Origin of the sequence: Sphaerisporangium sp. B11E5, from assembly GCF_039871875.1 — a bacterium.
In the GTDB taxonomy this organism is placed as follows: Bacteria; Actinomycetota; Actinomycetes; order Streptosporangiales; family Streptosporangiaceae; genus Sphaerisporangium.
In genome coordinates this window covers 16,176-27,901 of the sequence record NZ_JBDPMD010000077.1, presented here as the reverse complement: position 1 = coordinate 27,901, position 11,726 = coordinate 16,176, and the positions used below count along the sequence as shown (strand labels likewise).

General features: G+C 70.8%; 11 protein-coding genes. 3 read left to right on the top strand and 8 right to left on the bottom strand.

All coding sequences use genetic code 11. The features are described from left to right. Positions 1 to 1,304: 1,304 nt before the first annotated feature. Both ABGB17_RS37330 and ABGB17_RS37325 read left to right on the top strand, forming a co-directional pair. On the top strand, positions 1,305 to 1,892 hold the full coding sequence (locus ABGB17_RS37330; RefSeq protein WP_347638822.1) for a glycosyltransferase: 588 nt from the start codon (positions 1,305 to 1,307) through the stop codon (positions 1,890 to 1,892). Between the two features lie 43 nt (positions 1,893 to 1,935). Next, on the top strand, positions 1,936 to 2,511 hold the full coding sequence (locus tag ABGB17_RS37325; protein WP_347638820.1) for a nucleotide disphospho-sugar-binding domain-containing protein: 576 nt from the start codon (positions 1,936 to 1,938) through the stop codon (positions 2,509 to 2,511). Between the two features lie 11 nt (positions 2,512 to 2,522). Here ABGB17_RS37325 and ABGB17_RS37320 read toward each other — a convergent pair whose 3' ends face one another. Beyond that, positions 2,523 to 3,317 (bottom strand): PhzF family phenazine biosynthesis protein, encoded by a 795-nt coding sequence (locus ABGB17_RS37320; protein ID WP_347638818.1) that lies wholly within the window; start codon positions 3,315 to 3,317, stop codon positions 2,523 to 2,525. 185 nt (positions 3,318 to 3,502) lie between these two features. Between ABGB17_RS37320 and ABGB17_RS37315 the strand changes: the two genes are divergently transcribed. Then, positions 3,503 to 3,862: a cell division protein SepF gene (locus tag ABGB17_RS37315; RefSeq protein WP_347638816.1), complete on the top strand. Its 360-nt coding sequence runs from the start codon at positions 3,503 to 3,505 to the stop codon at positions 3,860 to 3,862. Between the two features lie 26 nt (positions 3,863 to 3,888). On the opposite strand, the gene ABGB17_RS37310 is transcribed toward ABGB17_RS37315, so the two are convergent. From ABGB17_RS37310 to ABGB17_RS37280, 7 genes are all read right to left on the bottom strand, one after another. Next, the gene (locus ABGB17_RS37310; RefSeq protein WP_347638814.1) at positions 3,889 to 5,343 is read right to left on the bottom strand and encodes a hypothetical protein; all 1,455 of its coding nucleotides are present in this window, start codon (positions 5,341 to 5,343) and stop codon (positions 3,889 to 3,891) included. Between the two features lie 87 nt (positions 5,344 to 5,430). After that, positions 5,431 to 7,173: an arginine--tRNA ligase gene (gene argS / locus ABGB17_RS37305; RefSeq protein ID WP_347638812.1), complete on the bottom strand. Its 1,743-nt coding sequence runs from the start codon at positions 7,171 to 7,173 to the stop codon at positions 5,431 to 5,433. 70 nt (positions 7,174 to 7,243) lie between these two features. Then, on the bottom strand, positions 7,244 to 8,263 hold the full coding sequence (gene plsX, locus ABGB17_RS37300; protein ID WP_347638810.1) for a phosphate acyltransferase PlsX: 1,020 nt from the start codon (positions 8,261 to 8,263) through the stop codon (positions 7,244 to 7,246). Positions 8,264 to 8,282: 19 nt separating this feature from the next. Further along, positions 8,283 to 8,918, bottom strand: a complete 636-nt coding sequence (locus ABGB17_RS37295; protein WP_347638808.1) for a DUF1707 domain-containing protein — start codon at positions 8,916 to 8,918, stop codon at positions 8,283 to 8,285. A 491-nt stretch (positions 8,919 to 9,409) separates the two neighbouring features. Further along, complete coding sequence (locus ABGB17_RS37290; protein WP_347638806.1) at positions 9,410 to 9,589, bottom strand: hypothetical protein; 180 nt, start codon at positions 9,587 to 9,589, stop codon at positions 9,410 to 9,412. A gap of 794 nt (positions 9,590 to 10,383) precedes the next feature. After that, positions 10,384 to 10,917, bottom strand: a complete 534-nt coding sequence (locus ABGB17_RS37285; RefSeq protein WP_347638805.1) for a YbhB/YbcL family Raf kinase inhibitor-like protein — start codon at positions 10,915 to 10,917, stop codon at positions 10,384 to 10,386. Between the two features lie 59 nt (positions 10,918 to 10,976). Beyond that, positions 10,977 to 11,720 (bottom strand): ABC transporter ATP-binding protein, encoded by a 744-nt coding sequence (locus tag ABGB17_RS37280; protein WP_347638826.1) that lies wholly within the window; start codon positions 11,718 to 11,720, stop codon positions 10,977 to 10,979. Positions 11,721 to 11,726 lie beyond the last annotated feature (6 nt).

The window sequence follows — 11,726 nt, the reverse complement described above, 5'->3', positions numbered from 1 at the left end:
CGCCGACGCGGCGGGATGCGACGCGGTGAAACCGGCGCCGCCCGACGGCGGCCAGCACGAACCCCCGCTACCGCCCCTCCCTCCACGGCGCCGACGCGGTGGGACGCGGTACGGCGAATCCGGCGCCCCCTTACGGCGGCTGACCCGGCCGCCTCCCAGCCCCCTACTCTCTCTCACCACGGCGCCGACGCGGCGGGACGTGGTGTGGCGAGCCCGGTGCCCCCCGCGCCGCCCAGCGGGGCCCTCTGCCAGTCACCGGCATCCTCTTCGCGACGCCGACGCGGCGGGAGGGGTACGGCAAATCGGGCGCCCTGCTGCGGCCCGGTCCGGCCGGCCCTGCTTCTTTTCCACGGGCACCACGCGGTGGGATGCGGTGCGGTGAATCCGGCGCTGCCCTATGGCAGCCAAGCACGGACGCCCCAACCCCGGGTTCCTCTCCCTGTGGCGCCGAGATGGTGGGTCGGGGACGGCGGCATCGGCGCCACCGTACCGGCGGGGGTTGCGGTAGGGGGCCCTGCTAGCTGGCCGTGGGGCCCGGCCCGGGGCCGTGTGCCGCCCCGCCTTGCCCCAGGCCGTCTTACGGTGGTGGCGCTTCTGTAGGTCACGACGTCTATGGTTCGGGCTTTGGCCGGCGTGCTTCACGTTGCGGACCATGGCCGGGTGGGCGGGGATCATCAGGGTCCACATCACCGCGGTGTCCAGTGCCTACACCGACCAGGGACGACACGGGAGAGGAAGTACGACAGCCAGGAGGCCGCCGCGGCGTACAGACCGGCTCGGTGGGGTCGCGGGTTGTGGTCCAGGTCTGGGGAGTGGGGCGGCCTGTGGGCCGCGCGGAGATCGCCGCAGGGGCTGGGTCCATGGTGTGTCGGGCAGGAGGAGGATGAGGACGTTCGGCCATGTCGCGGCGGCGTCCTTGTCCATTTCTGTGGACAGCGTCAGACGTCACGACGTTCGACGTCGGCGGCGGTGAAGGTGATCGCGGCGGGGACTGCCGGTGCGGGGAACGTACGCATTCACGATCAGCAGGGCGGGGTACGTCGAAACGGTGGCGACGCGGTACGTGAACACTTGCCCGGGGGAATGTGATCGAGTGCCGCACCTTAGCGAGTGATCATCGCAGAACGATCGAGAAGGCTGATCCCGCCACTTTCAACGTATAGCGGTGTGGGGGGCTTGCGGCAAGAGCCGGGGAGTGGGACAGAATCGGCGGCTGAGCTGGGCCGGAGCTGTGGAGGCCGGGGCTCTTGTACGGGGGGCGGTCGGGTGGCCGTTGCCGGTGGTCGTCGCACGAGGAGTTCGGGATGCGGGTCTTGCTGTCCACGATCGGGTCGCGTGGGGATGTTCAGCCGTTGGTGGCGTTGGCGTTGGCGCTTCGGGAGTCGGGGCAGGGGGTGCGGTTCTGTGCGCCGCCTGATTTCCGGGGGTTGGTCGAGGGGTTCGGGTTCGAGTTCGTGGCTCTCGGGCCTGAGTTGCGGGGGACGGCTTCGGCGGGGGCGGTGCGGCCTACGGTGGAGCAGTTGCGGATGCTCGCCAAGATGTCGGTCGACACGCAGTTCGCGACGGTTCCTCGGGCGGCCGAGGGGTGTGATGTGATCGTGGCGGGGGGATATCTGCAGATCGCGGCTCCGACGGTGGCCGAGCTGATGGGGATCGCCGTCGTTCAAGCCACGTACTGCCCGATCGTCCTGCCGTCCCGGCACCACGCGCCGCCGCCGTTGCCGGGGGGCGGTGACGCGCCGTCCGAGGAGGACGACATCGCTGATCTGTGGGCGCGGGACGCTCGGCGGTGGAACGAGACCTGGGCGGAGGCGCTCAACGCTCATCGGGTGTCGGCGGGGCTGGCTCCGGTGGACGACGTGCGGGGGCACATCCTGACTGAGCGGCCTTGACTGGCGGCCGATCCGACGTTGGGGCCGTGGCCGGTCCCCGGGGATGTCGCGTGTCGTGCAGACGGGCGCCTGGGTCGTGCCGGACACGCGGGCGTTGCCCGATGAGGTGGTGGCGTTCCTGGAAGCTGGGGAGCCGCCGGTGTATTTCGGCTTCGGGAGTATGCCTGCGGCGTGGGACCTCGCGCAGGAGGTGGTCAAATCGGCTCGTGCCGTCGGGCGGCGTGTGATCATCTCGCGGGGGTGGGCGGGGTTGACTCCGGTGGAGGACGAACCGGACTGCCTTTTCGTCGGCGAGGTGAACCACAGGGCACTCCTCCCGCGAGTGGCCGCCGTCGTCCATCACGGTGGGGCGGGGACCACGACGGTGGCCGCTGCGGCGGGGGTGCCTCAGGTCGTCGTCCCGCAGATGTTCGACCAGCACTACTGGGCACGGCGAGTCCAGCGGCTCGGGGCCGGTGTCGCGCACCCGCCCGGCGTGCCGGACGCCGGCTCGCTGGGCGGGGCGCTCGACCAGGTCCTGCGGCCCGAGGTGGCGGAGCGTGCGCGGGCGGTTGCCGGTGCGGTGTGCACGGACGGTGCTGTGGTGGCCGCGGGACGGTTGGTGGCCGGGGAGCTTTAAGTGGTTTGCAATCAGATGTGAAGATCCCCGGACCAGACTGTCGTGGCAGGGCCGCTCAGGATGGTCCGGGGATGCGCGTAGGTGGTGTGGATCTCGCCTCCGCGGGCCGACACCTGGGCGGCTACCAGGGAGTTTTCGCCTAGTTTGGTGGACCAGTACGGAGAGAGCATGCAATGGGCCGAACCGGTTACCGGGTCTTCGGGGACGCCGACGTTGGGGGCGAAGAAGCGGGACACGTAGTCGACGCCTTTCGCGGGGTCGGCGGCGCGGGCGGTGACGCACACGCCGCGGGCGTCGACGGCGGTCAGGGCCTGGATGTCGGGGGTCAGGTCGCGGATGACCTGCTCGGATTCAAGCTCGGCCAGGATGTCCATGCGGCCCCTGCCGACCCACGTGAGGGGGGCGCCGAGGGCCTCCTGGAGGCCGGCGGGAGGGGGGATCTCGGTGGGGAGGTAAGCGGGAAAATCCATCGAGATAAATCCGTTATCGAGCAGTTTTGTGGTGAGGATTCCACTCCTGGTGGAAAATTCGATGGCGCCGGAGGCGGCTCCTGTGGAATACAGGATGTGGGCCGCCGCCAGGGTGGCGTGGCCGCACAAATCGACCTCGGCGGCAGGGGTGAACCACCGCAGGACGTAGGGGTGCCCCTCTTCGCGGGGGGTGACGAAGGCCGTCTCGGAGTGCCGCATCTCGCTGGCCAGGGACTGCATCCACTCGTCGGATCGCGGGGATTCCAGCAGGCAGACTCCCGCCGGGTTACCCTTGAACGGCCGGTCGGTGAACGAATCGACGGTGAAGATACGCATGCCGGCGATCCTATCGACCCCCAGATAACCGGTCGAAACGGCCGAGAAATCCGTGCAAAATCAAAAGCACCGGGCGTGTCGCGCGGCCCCAGGCGGCGCGTCGGTTACGGTCATTTGTGTCGGGGCACGGCGAATACGGCCGGTTCTCGCGGAAAGGACAGCCGATGGGGGCAGTGCGCAGGGTGGTGAGTTACCTTGGCCTGGGCGATGGGGATCAGTACGACGAGCCCTACGAGTACGGCGAGTACGAGGATGAGTGGATGCCCGCATCGGAACGTGCCGCCAGGCGATGGGGGTCCGGAGGTGAGCCCGCACGGATCGTGATGGTCCGCCCGCGGAAGTACTCCGACGCCCTCATCGTGGGCCGGCACTTCCGTGAGGGGCAGGCCGTCATCATGGACGTCGCCGGCATGCCCACCGCCGAGGCCACCCGGCTGGTCGACTTCGCCGCCGGTCTGACCTACGGCTGCGACGGGCGTATCGAGCGCATCGCGGACAAGGTGTTCCTGCTGGCACCCGCGGACGTCGAGATCACCACCACCTGATCCCCGGTCCCTCCGGGGGCGGGGGGTCAGGGGCGGGGGTCGGCGATGGCGGGGCCGCGGCGCAGGAGGCGGGTGAGGGTGGCCAGGTCGGCGGTCGCCTGGTCGGCCCGTTGAAGTGCCTCCCTGGCGTGGTCGTGTAATGCCCAGACGGCGGTGTCGGCCAGCAGGCGGAGCTCGCCGATCTCCTGCTGGACCCGCCGTGTCTCCGCCTGCTCCTTCTGGCTGCGCCGCCACAGGATGACGCCGGCGATGCCGCCGAGCACCAGGCTCGCCACGGCGAAGAGCTCCGAGACGGTGAAGGCGAGGACCAGCGCCACGATCGGGAGGACCGCCGGCCCGTACGCGAGCCAGCGGCCGGACAGGCGGGCCTCCCCGGCGGCGGTGATGGCGTGTTCCGCGGCGGCGAGAGAGTTCGCGTCCGGGCCTTCCGGGCGCAGGAGGATCGGGTGGCCGTTGACGGGGACGGTGAGCTCGTCCGGCGGCGGGACACGGCTCTCCTCGGCCAGTTCCTCGGCGGCCGCTCTCACCACGGGGGCGGCGACGTGGAAGGCGATGGCGGTGAGGCGGGGGTCGGCGCCGTCGCTCACGTCGTCCAGGAGGTGGTCGGTCAGAGGACGAGGCGGCGGGGTTTCCTGGGCGCCGATGAGGGTTCTGAGTGCGGCGACCAGGTCGTCGCCCGGTGTCTGGGGGACCTCGGACGGGGTGGTGATCTCGGTGCAGCGGGCCAGGAGGGTGGAGAGGCGCGCGGCCGCCTGGATGGGGCGTGCGATCTCCGGCAGGTCGGCGAGCTGGGGGAGGGTGGTGAGAGCGGGGGACGCCGCCGTGGCGGGCTCACCCGGGGTCAGGGCGTTCAGCCACCTGTCCGGCTCGGTGGTGGAGGGGACGGCGGCGGCGTCGAGCTTCCGCAGCACGAAGATCTTCCCGGCGGGGCCGTAGGCGCCCCGGGCGGCGGCGGTCCACAGGGCGCGCTGGCCCTGGGTGACCGGGGTGTCGGTGGTGAGGTCGCCGAAGGCGGTGCCGAGCCAGGAGGCGTGCACACGGTCGCCGTTGCCGCTGATGGCGAGGGTGAGGCACAGGAAGAGGGCGGTGTGTTCGTCGTCCAGCTCGGTGGCGTGGTGGAGCGGCGCGGTGGCGTCCTCGCCCTTGAGGATGAGGAGCAGCGCTTCGATCGCCGGGGCCAGCCAGTGGGCCGGGGGGTACAGGACACTGCGCGCGGGCGCCGGCGGGGTCTGGTGGGCCGCCAGGTGGTCGATCAGCTCGTTGGCGTACGCGGTGAGCCTCGGCGGCGCGGTGTCGTCTTCGGGGATCGGCGCCGAGAGGGAGGTGACCTCACCTGCCGGCTGGGCCGAGCTCACGGCCCCTGACTGCTCGGCGCTCAGATCCATGCTCAATGCGGGCAGCTCCCCGAAGGCGTGCGGCAGGCCCGGACGCGAGGGTCCGTCCAGGCGCTCCCATGACCGCGCCCAGGTTAGTTCGTCCACCGCGCTCGCGTGCGGCGGCACGCCGAGATGACCGGAACCCGCCCACTTGGAGCCGTCCTCACCCGGCGGCGGGTGAGGACGGATGGTCTACATGCGGGCAGGGATGGGGACGCCGAGGAGGGTCAGCCCGGTCTGGAGGACGCTGAGGGTCAGGGCGGAGAGGGCGAGACGCGAGGCGCGGGTCTCGGGGTCGATCTCCGGCTTGAGGATGGGGCAGGACTCGTAGAACGTCGTGAAGGTGCTGGCCGTCTCGTACAGGTACGCGCACAGGCGGTGGGGTTCGGCCGTGGCCGCGGCGGTCTCCAGGACGGTGGGGAACTCCAGGAGCTGGAGGGCCAGGGCGCGCTCGGCGGCCGTCCCCAGGGTCAGGGGCGGAGGGGTGGCGGTCAGGGTGGCCGGGTCCAGGTCCGCCTTGCGGAAGATCGAGCGGATTCTCGCCGTGGCGTACTGCATGTACGGGCCGGTGTTGCCGGTGAAGGACAACATGCGGTCGAAGTCGAGGATGTACTCGCTGTCGTGGCTCACCGAGAGGTCGGCGTACTTCACGGCGCCGATGCCCACCGCGCGGGCGATCTCGGCCCGGGTGGCGTCGTCGTAGCCGCGGTCGGCGATGGCGGCGTCGGCGCGGTCGACGGCCTCGTTGAGGAGGTCGATCAGCTTGATGGACCGGCCGCTGCGGGTGCGGAAACGCCGGCCGTCGGAGCCGAGCATCATGCCGATGACGATGTGCTCGGCGGAGACGTCGTCGGGGAGCCAGCCCGCGTGGCGTGCGGCGGCGAAGACCATCTGGAGGTGCAGGGACTGCTCGTTGCCGACGACGTACAGGATGCGGTCGGCCTTGAGGTCGCGCACGCGGTACCGGATGGCGGCCATGTCGGTGGTCGCGTAGCCGTAGCCGCCGTCGCTCTTGCGGATGATCAGCGGCAGGGGCTTGTCGTCGCTGCCGGTGAAGCCGGGCGGGAACACGCACAGCGCGCCCTCGCTCATCACGGCGACCCCGGCCTTCTCCAGGTCGTCGCAGGTCTCGGCGAGCAGTGGGTTGTACATGCTCTCGCCGGCGATGTCGTCGTCGGTGAGGGTGACGCCGAGCAGGGAGTAGATCTTGTTGAAGTAGCGCACGGTGGCGTCCATGAACAGGTGCCACAGCCGCAGGGTCTCGGCGTCGCCGGCCTGCAGTGTGGCGACCCGGCGCCGCGCCCGCTCCTTGAATTCGTCGCCGGTGTCGAACTTGCCCCGGGCCTCCTGGTAGAACTCGTTGCCCTCGCCGTTCTCCAGCCGGGCGAGCGAGGCCGCCTCGCCGCTGTCGAGCAGGTGCTCGATCAGCATGCCGAACGGGGTGCCCCAGTCGCCGAGGTGGTTCTGCCGGACGACGCGGTTGCCGAGGTGACCGAACAGCCGGGCCAGCGAGTCGCCGACGATGGTGGTGCGCAGGTGGCCGACGTGCATCTCCTTGGCGGCGTTCGGCGCGGAGTAGTCGATCACGACGGTGCGCGGCGGCGTGGTGAACCCGACGCCGGCCCGGGGGTCGGTCAGCACCTGGCCGGCCTGCTCGGCGATCCACCGGTCGTCCAGCGTGATGTTGATGAAGCCGGGGCCGCTGACCTCGACCTTGGCGAACACGTCGCCGGAGTCGAGCGCGTCGGCGATGGCCTGGGCGACCTCCCGCGGCGCACGTCGCAGCCGCTTCGCCAGGCTCAGCGCCACGTTCGCCTGGTAGTCGGCGAACTGGGACGGCCGGATCAGCGGGTCTGCGCTTGCGTACTCCTCGCCGAAGGCGGTGCCCAGCGCCTGCTGGACCCGCTCGGCGAGCACGAGCTGCGGGTCGGTCATGCCCCCAAGGATATCTTCAGATCATCACCGGTCCTTGTGCATTGTCCGCCCTGTGGAGGGACGGCCCTGGTCAGCGGCGGCGATGCGATCTGGACGCCGCGGCGACCCGCTCGCCGACCCGGGCGACGGTGCCGTGCCGGGCCAGGGTGGCGGCCAGCGAGCAGGCGGCGGCGATGCCTCCGGCGCTGGAGGAGCCGTGCGCGATGACCACGGTGCCGTTCAGCCCGAGCAGGACCGCCCCGCCGTACGCCTCAGGGTCCAGGCGGCGGCGCAGCGTCCGCAGCCGTCCCCGCTGGAGGAGCGCGCCCAGGCGTGCGAACGGGCCGGCGGCGATGGCGTCGCGCATCTCGGAGAAGGCGTACCTGACGGTGCCCTCCATGGTCTTCAGTGCGACGTTGCCGGTGAACCCGTCGGTCACGATGACGTCCACGGCGCCGGACAGCAGGTCGTGGCCCTCGATGTTGCCGGCGAAGTCCAGCTCGGGGGCGGCGCTGAGCAGCTCATGAGCGCGTTTGGTGACCTTGTTGCCCTTCTCGGCCTCCCCGCCGATGGTGAGCAGGCCGACCCGCGGCCCTGCGACGCCGAGCGCGGTCTCGGCGTAAGCCGTGCCGAGGTGGGCGAACTGCACGAGGGTCTCGGGTTTGACGTCGGCGGTGGCCCCCGCGTCCAGCAGCACCGTGGGCCGGGGCCGGGTCGGCAGGGGGACCGCGATGGCGGGCCGCAGCACACCCGGCTGGGTACGCAACCGGAGCTTGCCGGTGGCGACCACCCCGGCCGTGGAGCCGGCCGACACGACGGCGGAGGCGTCGCCGCGGCGCACGAGATGGCAGGCGATCGCGATGCTGGAACGGGGCCGGCGCAGGCTCGCGAGGGCGCCCTCGTCCATGGCGATGGCCTCCTCCGCGCGGACGATCGGGATCTCGCCGCGGGCGCCGTGCGCGGCGAGCGCCTCGGAGATGGCGCGCGGGGCGCCGACCAGGACGACGGGGACTCCCCGCTCCCGTACGGCCTTGACGGCACCGGCCACGATCTCGCCTGGGGCGTGGTCGCCCCCCATCGCGTCCAGAGCTATCGGCGGAATGCCGTCCAAGCGGTCACCTCATGCGGAATCAGGTTGTGTCCCGCATCGTAGGTGGCGGGAGGGGCTGGTCCGCGCGCCAGGGCCAATGCCAGTCGGCGGCTCCCCGTGACACCACGATCTTCCCGAACGCGGCGCGCCCGGTCACCCGGATCACCGGCGCATTGGAGTCCTCCCCTTGGGCATCGCCGGATATATGACGCTTGGCGAAGACCGCCCTGCCCTCGTCGATGATCCGGGCGTTGGCAGGCACCCGCACGATGAGCTTGCCGAACGTGGAGTTGAGCTCCAGCGTGATCTCACGCCCCGGCAGCACGGCGTCCGACAGATCGACGATGAGCGCGCCGAAGGTGGACTGGAGCCGGGTATGCCGCCCCGCGATCCACCGCCCACCCCGGACGACCTTGCTGAAGACCGCCGCCACCGACTGCCGCTCGGCCCCACCCGAAGCCGACTGCTGCGTAGCGGAGGGAAGGTCCTTGGTAAGCGGAACGAGATCACCGACCGTGACCGCCGAGTACGCCGCCTCCAGCCGATCAGCATGCTCAACACTGGTGAGACGCCCGGTCGCGAGCGCCTCCCCGAGAACCGCGGCCACCCGATCACGGTCCTGGTCCGAGGCACGCTGAGCGGTGTCACCGGACTCGAAAGGCTGTAGAGAGCTCACGCGGCCCAGCGTAGCCCAACTCAAGATATGTCGCGATAGGGAGGACGATTCGGTCCGGGGTTGTAGCGAGTTGGAAACGCACGACCGCGCACGGCCATGAGGCCGGGGCTGGCGGGATGGCGGCGTGTTCGACGGTGATGGCCCGGGCCGGCGGGATGGTGGCGGGCCTGGCGAAGCTGGGCCGTGGAAGGGGTCTGGCGAGGGCGACCCGGCGTGGGACAGCCTGCGAGCGGCCGGCTCCGGCGACGAAGTGGCCCGGTGAGGAGGGAATCGGCAAGGAGGCGACCGAGAAGGTGGCCGGTAAGGGGCCGGCCTGGTGGGAGGTGGGCGGGGTGGGAAGTGGCCCGGTGGGAAGCGGCCCGGTCGAAAGCGGCCCGGTGGGAGCGGCTCGGTAAGCAGGTGGGCCCCGCAATGGGGTCGGCCCGGCAAGGGGAACCGGCCGCACCTTGGGGTGTCGGCCGGCTCTTTGTGGTCGGTGGGAGCTTCTGGGTTCAGGTGTCGGGGTCGCGCACGTAGGTGCGGCGGGCGATCTGGGCCTGCAGGCGGGCCATCTGCCAGTGCAGCTCGATGAGCTGCTCGGCGAGCAGGCCACGTGGAATGTCCGACGGATCTTCGGCGGACAGTTGATCAATCGCGTTCGCCAGCTCCCGCACCCCGCACCCCCACTCCATCACCGTTCCTTCAGTTCGAATCTCCGTTCGAATCATAGTGGAACAGCCTTCACAGTGTCAGCAGCTTTCACGTGTCGTATCGGACTTCTGTACGGTCTAGCGCTGGGCGCGCGAGGTTCACCGAGCGGACCGCCGTACGGCGGCGCCGGGTTCGCCGTGCCACGTCCCGCCGCGTCGGCGCCGGTGATAGAACCCCGTGGGGTGGGAGGCGGGGCCTCTTGTGGGCCGCAGCGTCCCGTGGGAGGGGGCGTGTCCGGCGGGAGGCGGGGACTGCCGGCGCGGCAAGGAAGCTCGCTGGGCGTGGTGGGTGTCGCGCCGGCGGTGGGGTGGAGGTTTTGGGTGGGTGGGTGCTGATGGCGTGGGGAAACTCAGGCGGGTGGGCCGTGACCACAGCAGCCGAAGTCGGGGTTGCAGTTGAGAGGGTTGATCGGCCCGCGACTTCCGGCTGGTGGGTGGGGCGGCGCCGGGTTCGCCGTGCCACGTTCCGTAGTGCCGGCGCCGGAGTAAGCCCCTGGCTGTGCGGAGACGGACGGCATCCCAGGCCGGGGTAGTCGGGGCGGGGGCGGGGCGCCTACCGCTGCCGCTGTCCGGCCTGGGTTCGCCGTGCCGTGTCCCGCCGTCACGGCACTGGATTCAGATGCACGGCCGAGGGGAGCCGACAGAGGGGCCTGCGAATACAGGGGACCCGGCGACCCCGGGCGTCCCGATGTGGGCTGTGCCGGTGTTGAGCACCGGGTGGTCCGGGAGCCGGGGAACCCCTGGTGGGGGGCGGCATCCGGGATGGGTGGGGTTGGTCAGGTTTGGTAGGTGGGGGCTATGTAGCCGCGGGCCAGGGTGTTGGCGGTGATGTTGAAGCCGACTACGGCGGGGGAGGGGTCGGTGGGGACGTTGAGGGTTTCTACGTTCAGGGCGTGGACGGCGAAGATGTAGCGGTGGGGGGTGCCGGGGGGTGGGGCGGCGCCGCCGTAGTGCTGGAGGCCGTAGTCGTTGCGGGACTGGGTGGCTTTCTGGGGGAGGCTCTCGGGGGTGGTGCTGCCGGCGCCTGACGGGAGTTCGGTGACTGTGGCGGGGATGTCGTAGACCAGCCAGTGCCAGAAGCCGCCGCCGGTGGGGGCGTCGGGGTCGTAGCACGTCACGGCGAAGCTCTTGGTGCCTTCGGGGGCGCCGGACCAGCGCAGGTGGGGGGAGACGTTGCCGCCGCTCATGCCCCAGTCGTCGAAGGCGTGGGTGTCGGACATGGGGTGCCCGTCGGTCACGTCGTCGCTCTCGACGGTGAGCTCGGGGACCTCGGGCAGGAAGTCGTAGGGGATCGGTGGCTGCTTGGGCATGATCGACCTCCGATGAGAAGACAACGGGTGTGCTCGGGCGTCTTGATCCTGCCCGAGGGTCAGGCGTTGTAGGCCGCCAGTACCGTGGCGGGGTCGCCGTCCATCTTGATCTTGCCCTTGTGCAGCCAGATGACGCGGTTGCAGGTCTCCTCGATGACGTCGAGGTTGTGCGCCACCAGGAACACCGTGCCGGCTTCCTTGCGCATCTGCTGGATGCGCTCCTGGCTCTTGCGCCTGAAGTCGCGGTCGCCGGTGGCGAGGGCCTCGTCGATGAGCAGGACGTTGTGCGTCTTGGCCGAGGCGATGGCGAACCGCAGCCGGGCGCCCATGCCCGAGGAGTAGGTGGACATGGGGAACTGCACGAAATCGCCGATGCCGGAGAACTCCACGATCTCCTCGTAGCGCTCCTTGACCTGGGCCGGTGTCATGCCCATGGCGTAGCAGCCGAGCACGATGTTGCGCTCACCGGTGAGCTCCCGCATCAGGGCCGCGTTGACGCCGAGCAGGGACGGCTGGCCGTCGGTGTACACCGAGCCCTTGTGCGGCGGCAGCAGGCCGGCGATGGCGCGCAGCAGGGTGGACTTGCCCGAGCCGTTGCGGCCGATGATGCCGATCGCGTCGCCGTGCCTGGCCACGAAGGAGACGCCCTTGACGGCGTGCACCTCGCGCATCTTGGGGCGGCCCTGCCTGCGGATGACGCGCAGCAGCGCGTTGGCGGCGTTGCCCTTCTCGGCGCTGCTCGCCGCGCCGTACACGCGGTACACGATGTGCAGGTCGTCCACCACCACGGTGGGTGCGCGCAGGTCTTC

Coding starts and splice junctions, on each gene's coding strand:
- ABGB17_RS37285 (WP_347638805.1), bottom strand. CDS start 10,917: ATGCCCAAGCAGCCACCGATCCCCTACGACTTCCTGCCCGAGGTCCCC.
- ABGB17_RS37330 (WP_347638822.1), top strand. CDS start 1,305: ATGCGGGTCTTGCTGTCCACGATCGGGTCGCGTGGGGATGTTCAGCCG.
- ABGB17_RS37290 (WP_347638806.1), bottom strand. CDS start 9,589: ATGGAGTGGGGGTGCGGGGTGCGGGAGCTGGCGAACGCGATTGATCAA.
- argS (WP_347638812.1), bottom strand. CDS start 7,173: ATGACCGACCCGCAGCTCGTGCTCGCCGAGCGGGTCCAGCAGGCGCTG.
- ABGB17_RS37320 (WP_347638818.1), bottom strand. CDS start 3,317: ATGCGTATCTTCACCGTCGATTCGTTCACCGACCGGCCGTTCAAGGGT.
- ABGB17_RS37325 (WP_347638820.1), top strand. CDS start 1,936: ATGTCGCGTGTCGTGCAGACGGGCGCCTGGGTCGTGCCGGACACGCGG.